The sequence below is a fragment of the Streptomyces sp. NPDC037054 genome, assembly GCF_055606745.1.
On record NZ_JBVJSJ010000012.1, the window covers coordinates 51,857 to 75,034 of the forward strand.

General features: G+C 70.6%; 19 protein-coding genes and 3 pseudogenes. 13 read left to right on the forward strand and 9 right to left on the reverse strand.

The annotated features are described in order from the left end of the window. Positions 1–75 precede the first annotated feature (75 nt). Positions 76–1,080 carry an Acg family FMN-binding oxidoreductase gene (locus ACZ7D7_RS26040; protein WP_470827347.1) on the reverse strand — a complete coding sequence of 335 codons (1,005 nt, stop codon included), beginning with the start codon at positions 1,078–1,080 and terminating at the stop codon, positions 76–78. A 428-nt stretch (positions 1,081–1,508) separates the two neighbouring features. On the opposite strand from ACZ7D7_RS26040, the gene ACZ7D7_RS26045 reads away from it, so the two are divergent. Beyond that, positions 1,509–1,853 (forward strand): hypothetical protein, encoded by a 345-nt coding sequence (locus ACZ7D7_RS26045; protein ID WP_470827348.1) that lies wholly within the window; start codon positions 1,509–1,511, stop codon positions 1,851–1,853. Between the two features lie 403 nt (positions 1,854–2,256). Here ACZ7D7_RS26045 and ACZ7D7_RS26050 read toward each other — a convergent pair whose 3' ends face one another. Next, positions 2,257–3,180 (reverse strand): carbamate kinase, encoded by a 924-nt coding sequence (locus ACZ7D7_RS26050; RefSeq protein ID WP_470827349.1) that lies wholly within the window; start codon positions 3,178–3,180, stop codon positions 2,257–2,259. A 237-nt stretch (positions 3,181–3,417) separates the two neighbouring features. Here ACZ7D7_RS26050 and ACZ7D7_RS26055 point away from each other — a divergent pair, with 237 nt between their 5' ends. After that, positions 3,418–4,608: an IS110 family RNA-guided transposase gene (locus ACZ7D7_RS26055; protein ID WP_470827351.1), complete on the forward strand. Its 1,191-nt coding sequence runs from the start codon at positions 3,418–3,420 to the stop codon at positions 4,606–4,608. A 96-nt stretch (positions 4,609–4,704) separates the two neighbouring features. Here the strand turns inward: ACZ7D7_RS26055 and ACZ7D7_RS26060 are convergent, their stop codons facing one another. Then, a complete protein-coding gene (locus ACZ7D7_RS26060) occupies positions 4,705–4,905 on the reverse strand; it encodes a hypothetical protein (protein WP_470827352.1) in 201 nt (66 codons plus the stop codon). 193 nt (positions 4,906–5,098) lie between these two features. Between ACZ7D7_RS26060 and ACZ7D7_RS26065 the strand changes: the two genes are divergently transcribed. Together ACZ7D7_RS26065 and ACZ7D7_RS26070 are read left to right on the forward strand one after the other, a co-directional pair. Then, the gene (locus ACZ7D7_RS26065; RefSeq protein ID WP_470827354.1) at positions 5,099–5,563 is read left to right on the forward strand and encodes a Crp/Fnr family transcriptional regulator; all 465 of its coding nucleotides are present in this window, start codon (positions 5,099–5,101) and stop codon (positions 5,561–5,563) included. Between the two features lie 38 nt (positions 5,564–5,601). Next, complete coding sequence (locus tag ACZ7D7_RS26070) at positions 5,602–6,306, forward strand: CBS domain-containing protein (protein ID WP_470827355.1); 705 nt, start codon at positions 5,602–5,604, stop codon at positions 6,304–6,306. Between the two features lie 364 nt (positions 6,307–6,670). Here ACZ7D7_RS26070 and ACZ7D7_RS26075 read toward each other — a convergent pair whose 3' ends face one another. The 4 genes and pseudogenes from ACZ7D7_RS26075 to ACZ7D7_RS26090 form a co-directional block, all read right to left on the reverse strand. Next, positions 6,671–7,168: a flavodoxin domain-containing protein gene (locus tag ACZ7D7_RS26075; RefSeq protein WP_470827356.1), complete on the reverse strand. Its 498-nt coding sequence runs from the start codon at positions 7,166–7,168 to the stop codon at positions 6,671–6,673. 16 nt (positions 7,169–7,184) lie between these two features. After that, positions 7,185–7,761 (reverse strand): annotated as a pseudogene (locus ACZ7D7_RS26080) (BON domain-containing protein); the annotation flags it as partial. Next, positions 7,733–8,629: a universal stress protein gene (locus ACZ7D7_RS26085; protein ID WP_470827358.1), complete on the reverse strand. Its 897-nt coding sequence runs from the start codon at positions 8,627–8,629 to the stop codon at positions 7,733–7,735. The pseudogene ACZ7D7_RS26080 and the gene ACZ7D7_RS26085, both read right to left, overlap by 29 nt. 26 nt (positions 8,630–8,655) lie before the next feature. Next, the gene (locus ACZ7D7_RS26090) at positions 8,656–9,561 is read right to left on the reverse strand and encodes a universal stress protein (protein ID WP_470827360.1); all 906 of its coding nucleotides are present in this window, start codon (positions 9,559–9,561) and stop codon (positions 8,656–8,658) included. Positions 9,562–10,095: 534 nt separating this feature from the next. Here ACZ7D7_RS26090 and ACZ7D7_RS26095 point away from each other — a divergent pair. From ACZ7D7_RS26095 to ACZ7D7_RS26120, 6 genes and pseudogenes are all read left to right on the forward strand, one after another. Beyond that, positions 10,096–11,504 (forward strand): annotated as a pseudogene (locus ACZ7D7_RS26095) (IS701 family transposase). Between the two features lie 384 nt (positions 11,505–11,888). Then, a complete protein-coding gene (locus ACZ7D7_RS26100; protein ID WP_470827361.1) occupies positions 11,889–12,581 on the forward strand; it encodes a response regulator in 693 nt (230 codons plus the stop codon). Between the two features lie 139 nt (positions 12,582–12,720). After that, entirely contained in the window at positions 12,721–13,260 is a 540-nt protein-coding gene (locus tag ACZ7D7_RS26105) for a DUF1003 domain-containing protein (protein ID WP_470827362.1), read from the forward strand. Between the two features lie 72 nt (positions 13,261–13,332). Further along, the gene (locus ACZ7D7_RS26110) at positions 13,333–14,346 is read left to right on the forward strand and encodes a 2-hydroxyacid dehydrogenase (RefSeq protein WP_470827364.1); all 1,014 of its coding nucleotides are present in this window, start codon (positions 13,333–13,335) and stop codon (positions 14,344–14,346) included. Positions 14,347–14,644: 298 nt separating this feature from the next. Beyond that, a complete protein-coding gene (locus ACZ7D7_RS26115) occupies positions 14,645–15,628 on the forward strand; it encodes an Acg family FMN-binding oxidoreductase (RefSeq protein WP_470827365.1) in 984 nt (327 codons plus the stop codon). 529 nt (positions 15,629–16,157) lie between these two features. Then, on the forward strand, positions 16,158–17,363 hold the full coding sequence (locus ACZ7D7_RS26120; RefSeq protein ID WP_470827367.1) for a globin domain-containing protein: 1,206 nt from the start codon (positions 16,158–16,160) through the stop codon (positions 17,361–17,363). Between the two features lie 253 nt (positions 17,364–17,616). Here ACZ7D7_RS26120 and ACZ7D7_RS26125 read toward each other — a convergent pair whose 3' ends face one another. Beyond that, complete coding sequence (locus ACZ7D7_RS26125) at positions 17,617–18,639, reverse strand: hypothetical protein (protein WP_470827368.1); 1,023 nt, start codon at positions 18,637–18,639, stop codon at positions 17,617–17,619. Between the two features lie 913 nt (positions 18,640–19,552). On the opposite strand from ACZ7D7_RS26125, the gene ACZ7D7_RS26130 reads away from it, so the two are divergent. After that, complete coding sequence (locus ACZ7D7_RS26130; RefSeq protein WP_470827369.1) at positions 19,553–20,560, forward strand: Acg family FMN-binding oxidoreductase; 1,008 nt, start codon at positions 19,553–19,555, stop codon at positions 20,558–20,560. 86 nt (positions 20,561–20,646) lie between these two features. Here the strand turns inward: ACZ7D7_RS26130 and ACZ7D7_RS26135 are convergent. After that, a pseudogene (locus ACZ7D7_RS26135) lies at positions 20,647–21,067 on the reverse strand (pyridoxamine 5'-phosphate oxidase family protein). A gap of 280 nt (positions 21,068–21,347) precedes the next feature. Between ACZ7D7_RS26135 and ACZ7D7_RS26140 the strand changes: the two are divergent. Then, on the forward strand, positions 21,348–22,595 hold the full coding sequence (locus ACZ7D7_RS26140) for a nitrate/nitrite transporter (RefSeq protein WP_470827371.1): 1,248 nt from the start codon (positions 21,348–21,350) through the stop codon (positions 22,593–22,595). 31 nt (positions 22,596–22,626) lie between these two features. Beyond that, entirely contained in the window at positions 22,627–23,100 is a 474-nt protein-coding gene (locus ACZ7D7_RS26145) for a hemerythrin domain-containing protein (RefSeq protein WP_470827372.1), read from the forward strand. Positions 23,101–23,178: the final 78 nt, after the last annotated feature.

Genomic DNA, 23,178 nt, shown 5'->3' on the forward strand with positions numbered 1-23,178 from the left:
TGCACCCCGGCCCGGGCACGGCCCTGGCCCGTACGCCGCAGTCCGTCGCTGTGGGTTGATGACCGGGCGGATGGGCTAGCAACCCGCCAGCACGTCATCGAGCGCCATGCGCGGGGTGCGTCGCGGGCTCGCAGCTCCTTTGGGGCCGTATCCGAGGCGGATGAGCATCTGCATCTGGCCAGTCCGACCGGGCGTCGGGCTCAGGGAACGGCGCAGATCCGGCCACTCCAGCGCCTGGTGCAGCAGGGAGGCTTGCAGACCATGTGCCGTGGCGAGGAGCCACACGTGCTGGAGGGCCTGCCCGGCCCGCAGCCAGTCGGCGCGGCGGTCGTGCTCGGTGATCAGCACAGCGACGATGGGTGCCACCTCAAAGGGTCGGGCGACCAGCCGCTCGGTGTGCCGCTGCGCGGTGAAGTCCCGCACGGGAACGTGTTCGCGGGCGTCCTGGGGGCCGAGCACCGCCTGCGGCAGGCCCACGTCGCGGCCCGGCTCCACGTCGTTTCGGTGCACCCAGCGGCTGCTCTCTGTGGCACGGTCGGGATCGATGCGGTTGCGACGCTCGGCCTCCGCGGTCAGGCGAAGCAGCCGCTCCGTCTCGACGGCGTCGGGGAACCAAAGCCGCGCGCCCTCCACCCGGGCGGCTTCACCGAGCTCGTTGCGCAGATACGGTGGCAGCGGCCGCCCCGAGAACGGGAGGCGGCTGCTGTGCCTGCGCCAGATCGCCTCATACAGGTCGGCCCGGTGACCTGTCGGGCGCCGGCCGACTGCCCCTGCCAGGCGGACCAGGGCGAGCAGGCTGGGGTCTTCCGGGGATGGCAACAGGCGCGCGACCGGCGACCATCCGGAGTGCGCGATCGCGACCCGGAGATTCAACAGGCACGCCCCCACCGAGAGATGCAGGGCACGACCTGCCGGGTCCGTGTGCGGCAGGCCGCGTTCAGGCGCGGCGCGCACCCCGAACGTGGCCGACTCGGCATCCAGGCGGAAGGACCACGGCTGTGAGTTGTGGATCGAGGGCGCGGCGACCGCGGCCGACACGCAGGTCTCCGGAATCACGGCCTCCCGGGATGTGCTGGGCATGATGCCCTCCTCACGCGTCGGCGGGGGTGCTGTTCTCCGAGCGTGGGTGCCCGGCCACGCCTCGGTGAGGGGCCGATGGTCCCGCTTGCGGGCCCGGACGGGTCACACCTCACCGCGAGCGGCGTACGGGAACGCAGCCGTGACGTGCCATCCTCCAGCTACTCGCGAGCTGAACGGCCGATATCGGCTGCGAATTGGCCCCCGGTCGCCCCTCCCGCGCTGCCTGGTCGGCCCCTGCCGGTGCTCGCTCCCGACTGTCACCGTCGTGAACGTCACGCGGGCGAAGGGCAGACCGATGGACAGCAGCAGGCGTACGCACACGCGGCTCTGGGGCCGGCGGAACAATCCGCTGCGACGGCGCGACGACATCGTCGAAGCCTGGATCATGCTGGCCGTGTGGGCGGTCATCGCGGGCTGTCACCGGCCTGGTGACGGCCCACGCCGCCGACGAGGTGTTCGACCGGCAGCGCGCCGAGCGGTATTCCGTACGCGCTGTCCTCCTCACCGACGTCCCGCAGAACGTGGTGGGTGACGGATCCACCAGCGACAAGATCACCGCGCCAGTCCGATGGACAGACCCCGACGGCTCCGCCCACACCGACAAGACCCTGGTGGACACCGGACAGAAGGCCGGGTCCAGGATCGTCGTCTGGACGGAGGGTCGGGGCGAGATCTCCGTCGCGCCGCGGACTTCCACGGAAGCGGCCGTCGAAGCCGGCGTCCTGGCCACCCGCGGCCGCGCTCGCCTTAGCCGGCCTCGCCTTCGGCGCTGAGCCCTCGCGCGGTGGAGGCTCGATCGGCGGCGCATCGAGCAGTGGGGAACGGCGTGGGACCTGGTCGGCCCGCAGTGGGGACACAAGACCGGGTGATCCACGCTGAGCCACGGAAACTCAGCCAGGCCGTACGAGCACACGGCCGGTTTCGCCTCCGCAGTCGCGTCTGCCGGGGCGCGGCCGTCCGAATTGCGCGACGACGACTGCCCTTGATGGGATCACTGGCCACGGTGCGCTGGCGATGTGCTCGGCGGGCGGATCAGCTCCATCCCCAGGGGGCCCGTAGGTCCGGCGCGATGTGCGCCACCGCTCCTGCGGTGAAGTCGCGGGGCAGCACCGTTCCGGCGCCCCGCCCCTTCTGGCCAGGCCATAGAGCGGTCGGGCTCGAAGCGTCTGTCGGCTCTCAGCCGACGGTCAGGTCGGAGCGTACGAGGGTCCCGGACCGCCCGTGGACGATCTCGTACGCGGCGTCGAGGGCGCCGATGGCGGCCAGACCGCCTGTGCGTTCGACGAACCGGGCGGCGGCCTCCGTCTTGGGGCCCATCGAGTCCTCGGGGAAGCCGCCGCGCCGCAGATCGTCGGGGGTGACGTCGAGGACGGACTGCTGGTGTCGGGTGCCGTAGTCGGTGTAGACGTTCGGCACGTCGGTGAGAATCAATAGGAAGTCGGCCTTGAGTTCCTCGGCGAGCAGGGCGGCCGTGAGGTCCTTGTCGACGACCGCCTCGACGCCGGTCAGCGCGCCGGTGTCGTGGTCGGCGGTGACGGGAACGCCCCCGCCGCCGGCACAGATGACCAGCACACCGCAGGTGAGCAGGTCATGGATGGTCTCGGTCTCCACGATCCCCTCGGGCGCGGGTGAGGCGACGACCTGGCGCCACCCGGTGGCGTCCTTGGCGAGGTGCCAGCCGCGCCTTCGCGCGAGGGTGCGGGCGACGTCCCGGGGATAGACGGGGCCGACACGCTTGCTGGGCCGCGTGAAGGCCGGATCGTCGGGTCGTACCAGGGTGTGAGTGACGAGTGCGGCGATCTTGCGTCCGGGAAGCGTGTCGTGCAGGGCCCGGACCAGCAGCGAGCCGATCAGCCCCTCGGTCTGGGCGCCGAGCAGGTCGAGAGGGAAGGGGGCGGTCAGGACCGGGTCGGCCGCGTTCTCCATGGCGAGCAGGCCGATCTGCGGCTCGTTGCCGTGGGTGATGACGATCTCGTGTTCGAGGGCGAGGGCGGCGATGGCGGTGGCCACGCGGTCGATGTTCGCCTGCTGCACGGCCGCGTCGGGGCGATCACCCCGGCGCAGCAGGGCGTTGCCGCCGAGGGCGATGACGATGCGCACGGTTCAGTCCTCCCTACCTTGTTGATCGGGATGAGCGAGCCATTCGTAGGGTTGGCTCACCCAGGGGGTCCGGGTGTGGCTTTCAGTTCTCTGCCGTCTGTGGCTGCCCAGGATTCGCCGCCCGGCCCCCACGACGACTCGGCTGCTCATTAGGAATTGCGGCACTGATCGCTCTGTAGGGACTCGACAGCGAGGTCGTCCGTGGTACCGGTAGGAGTACGACCTGTGGAGAGGCAAGTGACAGCGATCTGGGCCGGCATCGATGCCGGCAAGACCCATCACCACACTGTGGTGATCGACGACACCGGCAAACGGCTGCTGTCCCGCAGAGTGGCCAACGACGAGGCCGAACTGCTCCAGCTCATGGCCGATGTCCTCGCTCTGGGCGAAGTGACGGCCTGGGGCATCGACCTGGCCGACGGCGGTGCCGCCCTCGTCATCGAAATTCTGCTGAACCACGGGCAGCACCTGCTCTACATCCCCGGCCGCTCCGTCAACCGGGCCTCCGAGGGCTACCGGGGCGACGGCAAGACCGACGCGAAGGACGCGGCGGTCATCGCCGACCAGGCCCGTGTCCGCCGCGATCTGATGGCCCTGCGGCCCGGCGACGAACTGGTCACCGAACTCAAGGTCCTCACCGGCCGCCGTCGCGACCTCTCGGATGACAAGACCCGCGCCATCAACCGGCTGCGAGGCCACCTCACCAGCATCTTCCCCGGCCTCGAACGCGAACTGGACGTTGGCAACGCCGGCCCGCTGATACTGCTGACGGGCTACCAGACCCCCGCCGCCATCCGCCGCACCGGTGCCAGACGGCTGGCCACCTGGCTGCGCAACCGCAAGGTCCGCGGCGCCGACCAGCTGGCGGCCAAGGCCGTCCAGGCCGCTGAGAACCAGCACACCAGCATCACCGGGGAGACGATCACCGCCCAGGTCGTGCACACGCTCGCCCGGGAGGTGATGGCCCTCAACGAGAAGATCGCCGAGACGGACAAGCTCATCGAGGGCCGGTTTCGCCGGCACCGGCACGCAGAAGTGATCGCGAGCATGCCCGGCATCGGTCCCCTGCTCGGCGCCGAGTTCCTCGCTGCCACCGGCGGCGACATGGACGCCTTCGACAACGCCGACCGGCTCGCCGGCTTCGCGGGCGTCGCCCCCGCTGCACGGGACTCGGGAAAGATCAGCGGCAACCTGTACCGGCCCAAGCGCTACAGCCGACGCCTCCAACGCGTCTTCTACACCTCCGCGTTGATCAGCATCCGCTGCTGCGACGAGTCCCGGCGTTTCTACGACCGCAAGCGCGCCGAAGGCAAACGGCATGTCCAAGCCGTGCTCGCACTCGCCCGCCGACGGGTCAACGTCCTGTGGGCCCTCCTGCGTGACGGACGATGCTACGAACCCATACCGCCCGTCACGGCCGCCCCTTGACATCTCCATTAGGAATCCAGGGTGGCGACCAGCACGGCCTTGATGGTGTGCAATCAGAGTTCCCGGCGCGAGAGCTACGCTTTGTACTTCTGTGGCTCAGTGCCGGACCAGACTCCGGACGGGGCGGCGGGACGCCTCGCGCATCCGCGTGGCCGTCGGCCGGCGCCGGGTGTGGCGCCGCTGTGCCCGTAGCGCCAGCGCGTCGAGCGCGGCGCTGAGCACGAAGGTGATTGCCATGGAGATCACCAGGAGGACGGCGAACAGCCTCCAGAACTCCGGGGTCAGTGACGTACCCACAATGAGCACCCCCTTCCAACGGGTTGTCTCTCGTCTTCATCGAACCGCCCGGCCCGTTCCCGGACCAGGGGCCCAAGGGCTCTCGCTGGGTACCGGACGGCCCGGCGATGGGGCCGTGCGGCCCATCGCCCAGGAGCAGGCACGGGAACACGCTGGACATGGCAGGTTCGTACGCCCTGACTGGAGGCACGTCATGAACGCTCCCGCCACGGCAGGCATGCTGCAGGCACTGCCGGCCGAGCACCGTCATCGATTGATGTCTTTCGCCCGCGAGGTGTCGTTCCCACAGGGCACCCGCCTCTTCGAGGAAGGCGGCAAGGCGGATCGGTTCTGGATCATCCGTACCGGCACCGTCGCCCTCGACATGCACGTGCCCGGCCGCCGCGCGGCCGTCATCGAGACCCTCGACCACAACCAACTCCTCGGCTGGTCCTGGCTGTTCGCCCCGCACAGCTGGCATCTGGGCGCCGAGGCCACCAGCCCGGTGCGCGCCTACGAGTTCGACGCCACCGCAGTCCGCTCGATGTGCCGGGACGACCCCGCGCTCGGCGCGAGCGTCGCCCAGTGGGTGGGGGACGTCCTCGCCCACCGCCTGCGCTCGTCCCGCACCCGGCTGCTGGACCTGTACGCCCCCTACGGCAGCGGCAGCCTCCTGTGAACGCGCCGCATCGAAGTGACAGCGCCGAAGGAGGCGTCATGCACGGCAGCCCGCACATCGTCAGCGACGTCATGACCCAGACCGTCGCCGCCATCGGCCGGGGCGCCTCCTTCAAGGAGATCGTGCGCATGATGCACGACTGGAAGGTCAGCGCCCTGCCCGTCATGGAAGGCGAGGGCCGCGTCGTCGGGGTGGTGTCCGAGGCCGACCTGCTGCCCAAGGAGGAGTTCCGCGACAGCGACCCCGACCGGCACACCCAGCTGCGCCGCCTGTCCGACCTCGCGAAGGCCGGCGCGGTGACCGCAGGGGAGCTGATGACCTCACCGGCTCTCACTGTGCACGCGAACGCGACGCTCGCCCAGGCCGCACGGACCATGGCGCACGCGAAGGTCAAGAGGCTGCCCGTCGTCGACGACCTGGGCATGCTGCAGGGCATCGTCAGCCGCGCCGACCTGCTGAAGGTATTCCTCCGCGAGGACGAGGACATCGCGGAGGAGGTCCGCCGCGAGGTGATGTCGTACCTCTTCCCCACCCCGGCGTCAGCCGCACGCGTCTCGGTACGGGACGGTGTCGTGACGCTCAACGGCCGTATCCGGGACGCGTCCCTGGTGCCCGTGGCAGCACGGCTCATCCGGGCCGTCGAGGGGGTCGTGGACGTGGAGTTCGACATCTCCGCGCACGGCCACTCCTCTGAGCCGGCCCCTGTCCCGTCGCGTCACAGCGAGGACGCCGCACCGTCGTGAACCGCCCCGCGAGAAAACGTTGCAGCATCGCGGCGCAGTGCTGACGGCATCGCGCACGTCCTCATCCAGCGCGCACCCACCGTACGGACACCACCCGTTCCGCCCGTTCACGCCTGCAGGCATGCGCAAGGCTGGTTGGCATCGGCGAGCTCCTGCACCTCCTGGTCCTCCCAGGCGGCCCGGTCCCACTGCGGTCCTGGCGTAAGAGGCATCCTGAGGTGCCGGTGCTCGAAGACGCGGGGGATTCGGTCCTTGTTGCGAGAGCCACGTGCCCCGTAGCCGTGGTGCCCTCGTAGGCACGGCTATGCGGCGACCCCGGTGCCGGGCACCGGGGTCTGGATAGAGCGGAGCATTCCGGCCCGCCCTATGGGGGCGTCAGCTCGTCGGCGACATGTGACGCCCACGTCTCGATCGCGGTGAAGTCGCGGAAGTCCCCGCCCTTTCCATTGCGGACGATCATCCGTGCCACCCATCCCTTCGCACTCTCCTCCAGGCAGCCCCCGAAGGTGACGTGATCCCTGGCGTCGACCTCGACCATGGCCTTCTTCACTCCGGGCACGGCCGGGATCTCCCGCTCCGAGGCCGAGGCGTCGAGCGGGCCGCTGCTGAACAGCCACAGCGGGCGTTCGGCCAAGTCGTGGCGGTGCCGGCGGAGGAACCGGCGCGCGTGCTTCTGCCAGCGCCCGGCGTACAGTCCGCCGCCGACCACCACCGCGTCGTACGACGCCACCGTCGCGACGGTCTGGGCCGGAAGGGCCTCGACCGTCAGCCCGCTCTTGCGCAGGACGTCGGCGATGGTTTCGGCGATCTGCGCCGTCGATCCGTTCGTGGTTCCGTAGGTGACCAACACGGTGCCGGTCATGGCGGTACGCCTCCTCTCACTTCCTGCGCAGCCAGTCGTCGGCCACGCCGTGCAGCGCCTGCTCCTGGGTGCGCAGGCGCGTGTCGTCCAGTCGGTAGGAGAGCTTGTCGACCACGCCGACCACGCCGTCGATCCGCGCGATCATCGACAGGGCGATCGCCGTCTCGCTTTTGCGTTCCATGTGGCCGGTGAGTGTGACGACGTCCTGCACAACGGCCACGTCGATGCTGCGCGGCGGAAGCCACAAGGTGCGCCTCAGTACGTCCTCGCTCACCTCGTCGCGGATCTCCCCGTCAGGCCGGAGGAACACCTGGAGCAGGTCGCGGCGGGTGACGATGCCCACCAGCCGGTCCGCCTCGTCGAGCACCGGCAGGCGTTCCACCTGGTGCCGGGCCATGGTGCGGGCGGCCTCGACGATGGGTGTCGTCGGCGTGGGCGGTGATGGGCGCCGCCGCCCGTGCCCGGACTGCCGGCCAGGCCGTTGACCGGCCACGAGCGCCCGCCGCGCGATCTGCGGACCTGCGTCCCCGATCACGCGGCGAGTCTGTGAGCCGGTCGCCGTCGTCACGCCTGCTGCGGTACGACGGCGACGGGGCAGGCGGAGTGGTGCAGGGCCGTGTGGGCGACCCGGCCGAGCTGGAGCCCGAGATGCCCCTCGCGGCGCCGCCCACCGACGACCAGCAGGTCGGCCTCGTGCGAGGCGTCCACGAGCACCCGGCGGGCATGACCCTCGACGGTACGCCGGCGCACATCGATGTCCGCCGGGACGTCCTGCAACGCCGCTTCCAGTTCCTCGGCCGCCCGCTCCTCGTGCAGGCGGGCGGGTTCGCCGGACATGAGCGGGTGGTCGGTGGATTCATGCGCGGGGCACCGCCACGCCCGCACGGCCTCCAGAGGCACCCCGCGTCGCCGTGCCTCCTCGACGGCGAACCTGACGGCTTCCGACTCCTTCACGTCCTCGCCGACGCCCACGACGACGCGGCGGCGCACCGGGGGCGTCGCCCGGTTGTCGTGGCTGCCGCGCAGCACGATCACCGGGCAGTCAGCGTGGGCGGCGACGGCCAGGCTCACGGAGCCGAGCAGCATCTCGGCGATGCCGCTGCGGCCGCGGGTGCCCACGACCAGCGCCGAGGCGTGCCGCCCCTCGCGCACCAGGGCGTACTCCGGCTCCTCGAACACCACGTCCGCGGTCACCTCCAGGTCAGGATGCCGGACACGTGCCCGCTCGGCGGCGGCGCCGGCAACGTCCTGGGCCAACGGCAGCGCGGTCGGCTTGCCGATGTCCCGGGCGAGTGCGGCACCCTCGTACCGCTCCCACAGGCAGGCGTACACCACCCGCAACGGCACCCCGCGCAGCACGGCCTCGTCGGCCGCCCAGTCGACGGCCCGCAGGCTCGGCTCGGAACCGTCCACGCCCACGACCAAGGGCCCACCGAGGGCTCGTTCCACCGCTGAGTTCATGATCTCCACTCCTTCAGAGGGTGCGTTCAGTCGTGCGCGACGACGGCGACGGGCGCGGTGGCGTGGTGCAGTACCGCATGCGTGACGGATCCGATGTGGACGCCGATCGGGCTGCGGCGGATCCGGCGGCCGACGACGACCAGCGATGCGTCGCGGGAGGCGTCTATGACGTGGTTGGCAGGGCTTCCGGACCGGGACTCCTCGGCGACCTCGACGTCCGGGTACTTCTGCCGCCAGGGGCGCAGCACCTCGGTCAGCGCGGCAGCCTCCTGTCGGCCCAGTTCGGCGTTGAGCTCGAGGTCGGCGGGCAGGCCGTAGGCGGAGTAGGGCGGAAGGTTCCAGCCGTGCACGACCCTCAGCGAGGTACCGCGGCGGGCGGACTCCTCGAAGGCGAAAGCGATCACCGTGTCATGGGGGTGGCCGATGTCGAGGCCGAGCACCACGGGCCGGTACGCGGTCGCGGCGGACGGGATGCCCGCGGGATCCGCCTCGTGCTCGTCGGCGGCCTGCTCTCCGGCCCGCACCAGCACGACGGGGGTCTCCGTGTCCGCGATGACGGCCATGCCGACGGATCCGACGAGGAATCCCCCGATCCCGCTCAGCCCGCGGGAGCCGAGGACCAACAGCTCGGCATCCTTCGCCGCCCCGGCCAACGCATCCGCCGGCCTGCCGGAAATCTGCTCCATGTCCACGTGCACCCCGGGATGGCGCAGGCGCAGTCCCTCGGCCGTCTCACGCGGAATGCGCTCGCTCCAGTGCGCTTGCGTCTCGGCCCCCAGGAGCGGGGCCTGCGCCATGGGCTCCGGGACGGGTTCCCAGACGTGCACCAGCCGCAGCGCCAGTCCGCGCAGCTTCGCCTCGCGGGCCGCCCACTCGGCGGCGGCGCGGCTCTCGGACGAGCCGTCGAGGCCCACGGTGACGTTGCGGGACATGGTGTCCACCTCCAGGTCGGGGTTCTGACTCCAGAGTGGCGACGAGGAGAGACCGGGTGCAGAGACCGCAGGTCCCCGGTCAGGGGCCGACAGGCCCCATCGGCCGATGGCGTCCGCGCGTAGTGCCCACGATGCCAGCGTCCATAGAGCAATACGTGCCAGCAAAGCGATGCCCATGTCGAGCGGACCGGGGGTGGTCCCCCCACCCCATCCGAGAGTCGTGCGCTCGGAGCCGAACCTCGTCCGAGAACACCTACGGAAGCAGGGGGCCGGTCTGCACAAGCAGCGGCACCCGCGGGCCGTTCGGCATCTCGCGGCCTTCCGGGTGCCCGAAGGATCACGAGGTCCTTCAGCCCAAGGAGGATCATGTTCCAGAGCCCGGTCTGCGAGCATCATCACGCCGGGTGCCATGACCGTCCGCCAACCTGGACTGTTACCGGTAGTTCGTTAAATCCGGCGGTGGTGTGGGTTGACGACGGGTCGAGTTGGTCGTAGGCCGGTGATAGGGGCCAACTGCCGTGCTGGGGGCTGAAGATGACCGCTCGCCGTCCGTGTCCGCGCGCCGGGGCCGCTGGAGGACTACGCTGCCCGGTTCGACGACCTCTTCTTCAGCCTGGCCCAGCGGCGGGGGTTTCGTGAGTATCTGACCGGGCTGCTGGCGCCGCGGGAGCGGAACAAGACGATCACCTGCCTGGCAGGGGCGGAGCCGGTGGCCGGTGCGGGAATGCCGGGGGTGCAGCGGCTGCAGTTCTTCCTGTCCGAGTCGCCCTGGGAGGCCGAGCAGATCAACGACCGGCGGCTTGAACTGCTGCGCGAGGAGCCGGCGACGGCTCCGCACGACGGCGGGGTCATCGTGATCGACGACTCCGGGGACCGCAAGGACGGCACCGCGACCGCGCACGTGGGCCGGCAAGTGGCTGGGCCGGCTGGGCAAGACCGACAACGGCATCGTCACGGTGACCACGGTGTGGACCGACGGCCACGTCTACTACCCGCTGCACGCGCACCCCTACACCCCCGCCCACCACTTCCCCCGCGGCCGGTCCGATCCCGCCTTCCGCACGAAACCACAGCTGTCCGCTGCCCTCGCGGCCCGGGGCAAGCAAGCGGGCTTCGGCTGCCGGGCGGTGGTCGCCGACTGCGCCTACTCCGTCAGCGACGACTGGTACTTCGCACTGCGCGAGGCCGGCCTGGCCTACGTGGTGGCGCTCAAGCCGCACCGCGGCACCTGGGTTCCGGCCGACCAGCCGCACACTCCTATCGAGGCCGCCCATACCCTGACCTGGCGCGATGCCAAGCGTCCCGGCGACTGGACGCCCGTGGAGCGTCACTTCCGCGACGGGCACACCGAGACCTGGTGGGCCGCCGATGCCCGACTGGGCGGCTACGGTCCCGACTCGCCCTGCCGTCTGGTCGTGGCCACCACCGACCCAGCCCGGCTGCCGGAGAAGGCCACCTGGTACCTGGCCACCAACCTGCCCAACCTCGACGCACCCCACGCCGCCACCAGCCCGCACCCGCCCGCCGACCTCGCCGAGATCGTCCGCCTCTACGGCCTGCGGCCCTGGATCGAACAGAGCTACAAACAGATCAAGGACGAACTCGGCTGGGCCGACTTCCAAGTCCGCTCCGACCGCGCCATCCGCCGCCACCAGACCCTGGTCAACTGCGCCTTCTCCTTCTGCTGGGACCAGTGGTTCGCCCCACCCGGACCCCTGGACGCCACCGCCCCGGACCCGTGCCCCGACGAGGGGCCAGAGAGGGGGACCAACCGAACCCCACCCACCCCAACTGCCCTGCTGGCCCAAGGCATTACGTTCGGTCCGCGCCTGGCTCACCCCTGCCACCACCCTGAACCGATGGTGGCGATCCTGGACGGACAGAGACCCACCCCCCGATCTCCAGGCCCTGATCGACGCGGTCACCACCGGACACGGTATTGATCTCTACCTCCGGATTTAACGAACTACCGGTAACGACCGGTCATGGACGTCATCGACCTTTGGCCGGGCCTGGCGGTGCGGGCCGTCGACGTACGCCAGCGGATGGGGACGCGCGGTCGCGCGAGGACTCCCGGACATGACGGCATGGACCTCCCGGAATCCGCCGACTGTTACTGGCACGGTTGACTTGTTCCTCGGACCCTTCAGGACCTGCGGTTTTCCAGCTGCCACACCCGGACCGGGCGGTGCCGGCGGCGCAGTGGGGGCGACCGGCCCTGGCTCTTCGGCCCGTGATCGCGGAGGATCTCTGAGAGGCAGGGGGCCGGTCACGCCCAGGGGGCGCTGCCGGCACCGCGACGGACAGCGCAGAACGAGGAGATGGCGATGGCGGACGGTCAGCGACCCGGTCACGAGGATCCGATCCGGGTCTTCCTGCTGGACGACCACGAGGTGGTACGGCGCGGGGTGCGCGACCTGCTGGACGACCAGCCGGACATCACCGTGGTCGGCGAGGCCGGTACCGTCGCGCAGGCCCTGGTCCGCGTCCCCGCGCTGCGCCCGCAGGTGGCGGTCCTGGACGTGCGCCTGCCCGACGGCGACGGCGTGACCGTGTGCCGCGAACTGCGGTCGAGCATGCCCGACCTGGCCTGCCTGATGCTGACCTCCTTCGACGACGAGGAGGCACTCCTCGACTCGATTATGGCCGGGGCGTCCGGCTACGTGCTGAAGCAGATCCAGGGCTCCGACCTGGTCTCGGCCGTCCGCACGGTCGCCGCAGGCCAGTCGCTGCTCGACCCCAGCGCCACCACCAGGCTGATGGCCCGACTGCGCAACGACCAGCAGAAGGAGGAGGAGCCGGACGCCCTGCCCGGCCTGACCGGCCGGGAGCGGGAGATCCTGGCGTTGATCGGCGAGGGACTGACCAACCGCCAGATCGGCCAGCGGCTCTACCTCGCGGAGAAGACGGTGAAGAACCACATCTCACGGCTGTTGGCCAAGCTCGGCGTGGAGCGCCGCATCCAGGCCGCGGTGATAGCCACCCAGGCCCAGGACCGGCTCCGGCGCGAAGAGAACTGAGCCGGCGTTCTTCGCGGAAGGCGGCTGGGCCGAACGTCCCCGATGCCGTCCCCATGCGGCCCACACCTGGCACATATCCCGTCCCGCATGCTGGGAGCGGACCCCGGTCACCATCGGGCACCAATCGAGAGGACGACGGATGGAGGGCGTGAAGCCGGGCTCCGCCGGTGAGAGCAGCCCCGCTTCCGCGGGCCGAAGCCGTCCTCGGCGCGCTGCTGTCCGCGTTCCCCACGAGCGTGTCCGGCTGGCCCGGATGCGCACCTCGCAGGACCGTGTCGCCGACGCGATCACCTCGTTCGCGGGGACGATGCGGTTCGTCTACCTGCACGCTGTCTGGTTCACGGGTTGGATCGCGCTGAACGAGGGCCTGCTCGGGAAAGCAGAGATCTTCGACCCGTATCCCTACGGGCTGCTCACCATGATCGTCAGCTTGGAAGCGATTTTCCTGTCGACGTTCGTCATGGTCAGCCAGAACCGGCAGGCGGCACGCGAGAACGTACGCGCCGATCTGGACTTCGAGACCAACCTGCGCTCCGAGGTGTGGTCGGTTCACATAGGAAAGGCACTGGGCCTCGACCCTCAGCAGATCGAACAGCACGTGCAGGAGATCATCGCGCAGAGCAAGGCAGGCATGGACCTCGAGCAGCGTGGGACGCCGGTCGACCCCCAGGACCTCTGATTCCCGCTCACCACCGGATCGCCGGGCATCCGGTGTCGCCCGGGGCCGCAGCACCACAGAAGGAGAGTGCACGTGGAGGCCATTGCGTACGGCGTCCTCGCGGACGAGGAGCCGCTGCTGCACGACGCATTCACACGTGAGTTCGCGGGCCGGCATGAACTGCGCTGTCTGGGACTTTTCCTCAACCGGGACACCGCCCCCACCGCGGCCGGGCACGAGATCGTGCTCACCAGCGTCAACGACACCCTCGACGCCGAGGTCCTGCGCACCCTGGCCTCGGGCGGCACGAAGATGATCGCCCAACGGGCCACCGGCTACAACAACATCGACCTGACGGCGGCCGGGGAACTCGGCCTGACAGTGGCCCGGGTGTCGTCCTATTCGCCCTACTCGGTCGCCGAGTTCGCCTGGGCGCTGGCGCTCGCCGTCGACCGGCGGATCGTCCGTGCCGCGCACCGCACCCGGGAGTTCGACTTCCGGCTCGACGGGCTGATGGGCCGCGACCTGCACGGCCGCACAGCCGGTGTGGTGGGCACCGGCAAGATCGGGGCCGCGTTCGCGCGGATCGCCCACGGCTTCGGGATGCGGCTGCTGGGCTGGGACGTCGCCGAGAACCCGGACTGCCTGGCCCTGGGCATGCAGTACGTCGAGCGGGAGCGGCTGTTCGCCGAGGCGGACCTCGTCAGCCTGCACGTGCCGCTGTTGCCGGACACCCACCACCTCCTCGACGCGCGTGCCCTGGGGCTGATGAAGGACGACGCGCTCCTGGTCAACTCCAGCTGCGGCGGCCTCGTGGACACCGACGCCCTGCTGGAAACCCTGCGCGCGGGGCGGCTCAGCGGCGTCGGCCTGGACGTGTACGAGGAGGAAGCCGGCGTGTTCTTCCTCGACAAGTCCCTGGAGGTGATGACCGACGAACGCCTCGCGCGGCTGATGACCTTCAACAACGTCCTGGTCACCTCGCACCAGGCGTACTTCACCCGGGACGCCGTCGGCCAGATCGCCGAAACGACGGTGGCCAACGTCGCGGACTACTTCGCCGGCCGAAGCGGTGACAACACGCTCGTCCGGTCGCCCACCACCTGAGGCGCCAACAATCTGCACATCACGGCACGGTGCGGAGCCCTGTGGGCAGGCGTCTGGCCGTAGCTCAGCGTGCTCCCTCCGAAATCCCACAGAGCCTGAAACCGAATGATCACTCCACGTACTGGGGGCTTCGCGCAGAAGTATGGACGGCATTCGGGGTTTCACCCGCCCGGCAGGTCCCATGAGGCGGACACTGGGATCAGCCGGCCGGGCGCGGGCTGACCGCCACAGCGTGTGGCGTGTCCGCCGAGCCGTCAGTGGGGTCTGCGTCCCGGTGGGTGCGTGCGAGGAGGATGCCATGGCATTGCGAGAGAAGACGGTGACCACGCTGGTCGCCGAGGCCACCGCGGCGCCGTCCATGCACAACGCTCAGCCGTGGCGTTTCCGCTTCCTGTCCGGTGAACGTCTCTTGCTGCTGTATGCCGACCTCGAGCGGGCCATGCCCCGTTCCGATCACGGCAACCGGGCGCTGCACATCGGCTGCGGGGCGGCACTGTTCAACCTGCGCGTCTCCGCCGCGCACGCGGGCCTCACCCCGGACGTCCGGCTGCTGCCCGAGCCGCAGGACCCGCTGCTGCTCGCCGCCGTCGATCTGACCGGGCAGGCCGGGCGCGCGCCGGACGAGGAGCTGGCCCGGCTGCACGGGGTGATCCGGCAGCGACACACCAGTCGCCATCCCTTCGCGGAGAAGGACATCCCCGAGGACATCCGGACCACACTGCAGGATGCGGCGGCACGCGAGTCGGCCGCCCTGCTCTTCCCCGGCCCCTGGCATGCCGAGACGGTGCTCGACCTGGTCCGCGACGCGGAGAGCCGCGATGTCATGGACTCCGGCGCCCGCGAGGACCTCGTCCGCTGGACCCGGCTCGGCCCGGAGGCGGACACAGCCGTCGACGGTGTCCCCGAGTACGCCTTCGGGCCGCGCAAGCGGGACGGCAAGGCCCCGGTACGGGACTTCTCCGGGCGCCGACCGGTGGCCGACCGCGGCACCACCACCTTCGAGTACACCCCGCACCTGGCCCTGCTGAGCACCCCCGGCGACGGCCCCGCCGACTGGCTGCGCGCCGGTCAGGCACTGGAACGGGTGCTCCTGGAGGCAACCCTGGCCGACCTGGCCACCTCCCTCACCTCCCACGCGCTGGAGACCCCCGAGCTGCGCCTGCTGGTCCGTGACCCGGGATCGGGCACGGGGCAGGTGCAGATGGTGCTGCGTCTCGGCTACGGCCCGCGAGGTCCGGCCACGCCCCGCCGCCCGGTCGCTGACGTTCTCGACATCGTGTAACTGCAAGACCGCTTCCGTCTGACTGGGCCTTGCGATCGCGCGCATATGTGAGTGTTCGCTCAGCGGCACGGCCTCGGTGGGCGGCCCTGGCGTCGGTATCAAGGCACATCCGGCGGAGGTCCCCGATCGGACCGTTGGCCGCATGGCCGTCTGGTTGTGGGACCGTTTCATCTTCGCGGCGGGACGATGGCGTTTGTGATCGGCGTCTTCCGCGCACTTCCGGCACGGCGTGTGGGGACGAGACGAGGGACGAATTGGCCCCACGTTGCTGTCGGTTGTCCTTGAGGTGTTTGGCGCGTGCGGTCGCTGGAGACCCGCACGGAAACCAGGCGCGACCCCGTGGCCCGTTCGGACCGAGGGGTGGCCGGGGGCGCTGTTGCCGCCAACGGGTCCGGTGGTGGGGGTGTCCGCATCCGCACGAGCCGATCGGCCTCAAAGGGAAGGCCATTCGGCCCTCGGCCCCCGTACGTGGATCAAGCCACGATGGTGAGCGCCATCCCCTTGCACATCCGTACTGCTGAGGAGACCCATGCTTTCGCCCGAGTCGGCCACCGTCGTCCGTGCCACCCTTCCCGCCGTCGGCGGAGCCCTGGACGAGATCACGGCGCGGTTCTACGACACGATGTTCGCCGAGCAACCAGAGCTGCTGGACGGGCTGTTCAACCGCGGCAACCAGGCCAGCGGACAACAGCGCCGCGCTCTGGCCGGGTCCATCGCAGGCTTCGCACAGGCACTGCTCGCCGACCCCGACGCCCGCCCGGACGCGCTGCTGTCGCGGATCGCTCACAAGCACGCCGCACTTGGTGTCACAGAGGACCAGTACACGATCGTCCACAAGTACCTGTTCGGAGCCATTGCCGACGTGCTCGGCGAGGCGGTCACGCCGGAGGTCGCCGCCGCCTGGGACGAGGTGTACTGGCTGATGGCCGGCGCGCTCATCGCCCGGGAGGCCCGCCTGTACCAGGAGGCGCAGGTCGACCCCCGCAATCCGTGGCGACAGTGGACGGTCGTCGAGCGGCGGGAGGAGACCCCCGACGCGGTGTCCTTCCTGCTGCGCCCGGCCGACGACGGCCCGATCCCCTCCGGCAGGCCCGGCCAGTACGTCAGCGTCCGCGTGAAGATGCCCGACGGCATACACCAGTTGCGCCAGTACAGCCTCTCCGGCGCCCCCGGCGACCAGCTGCGCCGTATCACCGTCAAACGGGTCGCGAGCGTGGCCGACGCCCCCGAGGGCGAGGTGTCCAACCAGCTGCACCTCACCGTCCGGGCCGGCGACGAGCTCACCCTGTCCGCCCCGTTCGGCGACGTCGTCCTCGACGACGCCGACGGCCCGCTGCTGCTGGTCTCGGCCGGCATCGGCTGCACCCCGATGGTCGGCATGCTCGAACACCTCGCGGCGACCGGAGCCGCCCGCCCGGTCACGGTGCTGCACGCCGACCGCTCTCCGGCCGACCACGCCCTGCGCGCGGACACCCGCCGCCTCGTCGGCCGACTGCCCGACGCCCGGACCGAGTTCTGGTACGAACAGGACGCCGCCGCCGAACCCGGCGCCCGCACCGGTCTGATGGACCTCGACGCACTGGACCTGCCCGCCGACGCCGACGTCTACCTGTGCGGCTCACTGCCCTTCATGCGCACCGTGCGGGCCCAGCTGCTGCAGGCCGGCATCCCCGCCCGCCACATCCGCTACGAGGTCTTCGGCCCCGACCTGTGGCTGGCCCACGCGGAAGGCTGAGCACAGGCACCGCACAAGGGTGGGGCGTCGGGCCGGTGACCCGGCCCGACGCGGACCATCGCCTCCCTCGTTCAGGGCCCGCGACGGCTGCCTCCCCGCCGTCTCCAGGGTGCGGACCCAGTCGAAGTCGCGCCGGGCGGGCGGCGACGCCGACCCGCCGAGGAGGCGGGCGGACCATGCAGACTGACAGTCTCGCGAGCGTCACCAGCTGGAGCTGTGAAAGAGCGCGGTGAGATGTTGGGGCGGAAGGGCGCTACAGCTGCGGCGGTTCATCCGGGCGGCGGCCGATCAGGGACTCGATGTGCTGCCGTACCAGGTGAAGGTCGATATCGGCGAGGAAGGCGGTCTCTGTATGCCCGCGGTACTTCATCTGGTCGGAGGTCAGAGCCCGAGGGATACCCCGGCCCCGAATCCACATCTTGATCTGGCGCTCGAACGCCCAGGCGTCACCGGTGAGGTCGAAATTCCATCGTGCGACCAACTGCCAGCCCTGGGAGAGGTGCTGGGTGAGGCGCTGCTCGATGTTGGCGATGCCCCACTTCAGAGCACGGTGACCGTCGTGGACGACGAGGTAGAGGTAGCCCGGCCGCGCGGGGTTGATGCCACGCTCCGCGCAGGTGGGACAGCCACCCTGCGGACCGCGGATGTTGTGCAGCGTCGGTCCCGGGTCCAGGACCGTCTCGCACGTCATGCAGCGTGATTTCCAGGGGAGTTCCGTGCTGCCGGGATACTTCACAAGCGGTTCGAGGGCCTTTTCCAGCATGCTGGAGATGGCCACCTCGTCGTCGAGCCGCAGGGCGTCTGAGATCTTCTCCGAGCGGCACGACCAGCATTGGTGACCGCGGGCGCGGACCTTCGCGTACGTGGGGGTTGCGACATGAGAGCAGCGCAGGCAGCGAGACAGCCAAGGCTGCAGTGACCCCGGATAGGCGATGAGAGGCTCCAGGTCGGCCGCACGCATCAGCTTGCGTGCAGACTCATCGGTGACCTCACGTCCGGCGCAGTTGGTGCAGCCGCCGCGGCCGTTCTGAACGTGTGACAGCTTCTTCGGCTTGATCGCCCCACAGTGGATGCACCTGGCCGGCCAGGGCTTTCCCGCTCCCGGATAGCCGACAAGAGGCTCCCAGCCCCACTCGAGCATGACGGCGGCCGCCTGCGCCCCGTCACGGGTGAGTTTCGCAGCGATCTTGAGGGAACGGCAGGTCTTGTTGCAGGCTCCGGTTCCTTTGTTCACGACGTCGTTGTAGCGCGGCGCGCTCACCTGGTTGCAGGTCAAGCAGCGGCATTTCCACGGATGTTGGGTCCCTGGGAAGGGTTCGACGGGGCGCGCTCCGCGACGTGTCATGGCTTCGACGGCCTCGGCTTCGGATATTTTGCGCGGCAAAACAGGCCCCCCTGATAGCACGGCATACGCCCAGCTCCGTTTGAGGGAGAACCTATTCCCAAAGCACGTTCCCTGGGCGGGGTGCTCCCTTTTCGGTACGGTGCGACGGCCGAATCCGACGCCGCTTGCCGGGCTTCGTCGCCGTGCGGTCCGCCGGGGCAGGGCTTCGAATCCCGAGCCGGGCCGCAGCCCGTATTCCGTGTCAGCCGTGACCTCGTGGCCCCGGTGCGCGCTGTCCGTCGGTCAGGGAGCGCATCCCCGCCCGGTACGCGGCCGCGTCGATCCGGCCTTGCAGCCGCCGTCTCACCAGCCGCCGCTCGGCCGTCTCGAGTGCGGCACGGTGGCCCCACAGCCGGGACCGGAGCGGGCGGCCGCCCTCGTCCGATGTCAGCAGACGAACTGTGTCATACAACGCGCCCGTAAGGATCAGTAGGTGGAGCACTGCGGCGGTGACGGTCATGGCACTGGCCCTGCAAGGAGAGTGGTCGTGTCCAGCCTGCCTCGGGGCTGCCTTACTGGTACAGGGCCGGGCGGGGACAAATGGTTGGCCGGCTGTCCCCTTCGGCGGCTGGACCGGCGAACGACTGGCGGCCGCGACCCGGGATCCGGGGAGACAAGGGCGGCCCCGGAGACTCGCCATGGGGCAGGCCGAGATCCTGGGCCTTCCGTAGGGGCGCCCGCCGTCGTCCGGCGCACGGCTTTAAGGCCGTTTGGCGCGCCGGCAGGGGCCGGTCAACCCTCTTCCGAGCGGGGCTGGTGGCGCAAGGTGGGCGATACGGGGAGATCGTTGCAAAGGAGCACCGCCATGCAGACCCGGGAAGTCGACGCCACAGCCGTTCAGTGCCTGCTCGCCGCGGCGGTGGCCGCACCGTCGATCCACAACACGCAGCCCTGGCGGTTCGGCCTGGATCTAGACAGCCGGTCAATCCAGGTCCGCGCCGCCCCCGGACGGCGGCTGTCGACGACCGATCCCGACCTGCGGGCCCAGCATCTGTCGGTGGGCGCGGCCGTCTTCAACCTTCGGGTGGCCGCAGCACACCTGGGCTGGGAGCCGGTGGTCCGGCTGCTGCCCACGGCGGACGATCCTGGCCTGCTGGCCATCGTGCAACTGGCCGGGCCCGCCGAGGACGGATCGGCGTCCCTGCGGCACCTGTACGAGGCCATTGAGCGGCGTCACAGCAGCCGGCTGCCCTTCACCGGCCGCCCCGTGCCGGAGCCGATCGTGACGGAGATGATCAGCGCGGCACGTGCGGAGGGCGCCCACCTGGAGGTTCCCGACATCATGGGGACCCGGCGCCTGCTGCGGTTGACCCAGGCGGGCGAGGTCCGCAACGCATCCCATCCGGGCCGTGTGGCCGAGGCGCGCGGCTGGCTCACCGCCCCGGGAGGCGAGACCGGTTACGGCATCCCGATGACCGCCGTCGGGGCCTTGGACGCGTCCGGGCGGATACCGATGCGGGACTTCACCGGCCGGCTGCCCGTGCCGCATCTACCTGCCCTGCACTTCGAACGCCACGCGCAGGTGGCACTGTTGTGGACGGCGTGGGACCGGCGGGAGGACTGGCTGAGGGCCGGCCAGGCGCTGCAGCATGTGCTGCTCACCGCGACCGAATACGGGGTGCGCACCTCGATGCTGCACCAGGCGATGGAATGGATGGATCTGCGGGCGGCAACGGGCGGAGGGCGTCGGCGGCGCTGCCCGCAGCTGCTGATCCGGTTCGGCTACGGCCCCGAGGGCGGCCGCACACCGCGCGCGACCGCCAACGCCAGGCCGCAACCCTCTCCAGGCCCCGAGCCCGGGCTTCCGGTGTGAGGACGGCTCCATCTACGTGATCCTGTCGGGTCGGCAGGTGCCCTGCCGACCCGACAGGAATCAGAGGCGCCCGCACCGGCCGCGGCTCATCGCGTGGTGCGCGTCCCCGTGATCTCGCGTCCGGTGACCAGCGCGGACTCGATGCGGACGAAGACTCCGTCACGTACGGGCATCCAGGACTGCGGGCCGATGTGTGCGAGCCGTTCGTGGTCAGCGGGGTCGGTCACCACGGTGGCCTGGCCGGTGACGACCACGCTCCAGCCGGACCGGGTCGCCGCGGTGAACGTCCGCCTCGAAGGCGACCACCACCCCGTCGATGGCGCGTACGAGGTCGGAGCCGGAAGAGGTGTAGAGCAGGACGGAGGCGTCCTCGTCCAGGGAGAAGTTGACCGGGAGGACCGCGGGCAGCGCCTGCCGGGTGTACACAACCCGGCCGACCGGCACCTTGGCCAGCAGGCGAAGGCAAGCATCCCGGTCGAGAATGCGAAAGGCATCGGTCTCGAGCATCCCACCATGGTCAGCGGGGATCCCGTGGCCGGGTAGGGCCGGTCGGCCCTACTTTGCCTCCCGGCCGCAGCCGCGGTGTCGAAGGAGTCGCGCGGGCCATCTGGGGCACGCGTCCGAGGAGGACTCGGCCTGATCCGAGGTGGGGACCGTCAGCCCGGCGGCAGGGACCCATGGCCCATGCCTCCCAGGTGTCCGGCAGCGGACAGTGGCTGAGGAGCCGCCGATCGTCTGCGGCCCCGTTGGCAGAACGACCGTGAGCAAGAGGGAAGGGACGGACAGCATGGTCCAGTCTTCGACGACGGAGAGCAGCAGGACGGCCTCGGGTGCACCGGCGCCGGGAGGGGCGTGGCTGATGCTGGCCCTGGCCACCGTCGGGTTCGCCGTCAACTTCTGGGCCTGGGCGCTGCTCAGCCCGCTCGGCCCTCGCTTCAAGGACACCCTGGACCTGACCTCCTTCCAGCAGTCGCTGCTGGTGGCCGTGCCGGTCGTGGTCGGCTCCCTGGGCCGTATCCCGGTCGGCGCGCTGACCGACCGGTTCGGCGGGCGCGTGATGTTCCCGATCGTCTCGGCCGCCACCATCGTGCCCGTCCTCTACCTGGGCCTGGCCGGACACTCCTCGCTCACCGCCCTGCTGGCCGGCGGGTTCTTCCTCGGCATCGGCGGCACCTCGTTCGCCGTCGGCGTGCCCTTCGTGAGCGCATGGTTCCCACCCGAGCGGCGGGGCCTTGCCATCGGCGTCTTCGGCATGGGCATGGGCGGCACCGCGATCAGCGCCCTGACCACGGTGAAGCTGGTCGACGCGCACAGCATGTCGACGCCCTTCCTGATCACCGCGGCCGTCCTGGCGGCCTACGCGCTGGTGGCCGCGCTGGTGCTGCGGGATGCCCCCGGACGCAGCGTGCCGACCGAACCGCTGGGCCGGCGTCTGGCCGCCACCCTGCGCCTAGGCGTCACGTGGCAGGCGTCCGCGCTGTACGCGGTGGCCTTCGGCGGCTACGTCGCCTTCTCCGTCTACCTGCCCACCTACCTCAAGACCGGCTACGGCCTGGCCCAGGCCGACGCGGCCAACCGGATGGCCGGCTTCGTGCTGCTCGCGGTGGCCATGCGGCCGATGGGCGGCTGGCTGTCCGACCGCATCGGCCCGGTGCGGGTCCTGGCCGGGGCGCTGGGTGTGGTGCTGGCCGGTGCGCTCGCGCAGTCCTTCACGCCGGCCCTGGCGCCGGTGGGCACGATCGCCTTCCTGACCATGGCCGCCGCGCTCGGCGCGGGCAGCGGCGCGGTGTTCGCGCTGGTGGCGCTGCTGGCTCCGGCGAACAAGGTCGGTTCGGTCACCGGCATCGTCGGCGCGGCCGGCGGCCTGGGCGGGTTCGTGCCGCCGCTGGTGATGGGCTCGCTGTACGGCGCCTACGGCTCGTACGCGCTCGGCCTGATCCTGCTGGGCGCGGTCGCGGCGGCAGCGCTGACCTTCACCGAAACCGGGGTGCGGCACGCGCTCACCCGCCGCACGCCCGGCGTCCCCTCCCACTGAACCGACGCAGAACGGAAACCGGAGTCCTTCGATGTGCGAATACTGCGGCTGTCAGTCCGTGGCGACGATCGACGAGCTGACCCGCGAACACGACGAAGTCGTCACCCTCATCAGCCACGTGCGCGACGCCCGACGCGACGGCGACCTCGCCGGCATGGCCGGACTCGCCCGCCGCATCACCACCGTCCTGGTCCCGCACACCCAGGTGGAGGAGCACGGGCTGTTCCCCGCGATGGCCCTGGAGTTCCCCGACCACATCGCCGTCCTGGAGGCCGAACACCGCAGCATCGAGACGGTGCTGGCCGAGGCCGCGGACGGCGTTCCGGCGGATCCCACCTGGCCCGACCGGCTGCTGGAGGTGCTCGCCCTGTTGCGTGACCACATCCTCAAGGAGCAGGACGGCGTCTTCCCCGCCTCGCTGGCGACCCTGTCTACCGAGCAGTGGGAAGCCGTGGAGGCGGTGCGCGCCGAAGCGGGCAGCGCCCTGTCCCGGCCTGCCGCCTGACGGCCGCAACCGGGTGAGAAGCCGCTCCAACTCCAACCCGACCGTTCCCGTGCCCGACCGGACCATCCGGCCGGACAC

Bases quoted from the DNA above. Each gene is read 5' to 3' on its own strand.
- ACZ7D7_RS26040 (WP_470827347.1), bottom strand. From the start codon at position 1,080: ATGCCCAGCACATCCCGGGAGGCCGTGATTCCGGAGACCTGCGTGTCG.
- ACZ7D7_RS26065 (WP_470827354.1), top strand. From the start codon at position 5,099: ATGAACGCTCCCGCCACGGCAGGCATGCTGCAGGCACTGCCGGCCGAG.
- ACZ7D7_RS26070 (WP_470827355.1), top strand. From the start codon at position 5,602: ATGCACGGCAGCCCGCACATCGTCAGCGACGTCATGACCCAGACCGTC.
- ACZ7D7_RS26075 (WP_470827356.1), bottom strand. From the start codon at position 7,168: ATGACCGGCACCGTGTTGGTCACCTACGGAACCACGAACGGATCGACG.
- ACZ7D7_RS26085 (WP_470827358.1), bottom strand. From the start codon at position 8,629: ATGAACTCAGCGGTGGAACGAGCCCTCGGTGGGCCCTTGGTCGTGGGC.
- ACZ7D7_RS26090 (WP_470827360.1), bottom strand. From the start codon at position 9,561: ATGTCCCGCAACGTCACCGTGGGCCTCGACGGCTCGTCCGAGAGCCGC.
- ACZ7D7_RS26100 (WP_470827361.1), top strand. From the start codon at position 11,889: ATGGCGGACGGTCAGCGACCCGGTCACGAGGATCCGATCCGGGTCTTC.
- ACZ7D7_RS26105 (WP_470827362.1), top strand. From the start codon at position 12,721: ATGGAGGGCGTGAAGCCGGGCTCCGCCGGTGAGAGCAGCCCCGCTTCC.
- ACZ7D7_RS26115 (WP_470827365.1), top strand. From the start codon at position 14,645: ATGGCATTGCGAGAGAAGACGGTGACCACGCTGGTCGCCGAGGCCACC.
- ACZ7D7_RS26120 (WP_470827367.1), top strand. From the start codon at position 16,158: ATGCTTTCGCCCGAGTCGGCCACCGTCGTCCGTGCCACCCTTCCCGCC.
- ACZ7D7_RS26130 (WP_470827369.1), top strand. From the start codon at position 19,553: ATGCAGACCCGGGAAGTCGACGCCACAGCCGTTCAGTGCCTGCTCGCC.
- ACZ7D7_RS26140 (WP_470827371.1), top strand. From the start codon at position 21,348: ATGGTCCAGTCTTCGACGACGGAGAGCAGCAGGACGGCCTCGGGTGCA.
- ACZ7D7_RS26145 (WP_470827372.1), top strand. From the start codon at position 22,627: ATGTGCGAATACTGCGGCTGTCAGTCCGTGGCGACGATCGACGAGCTG.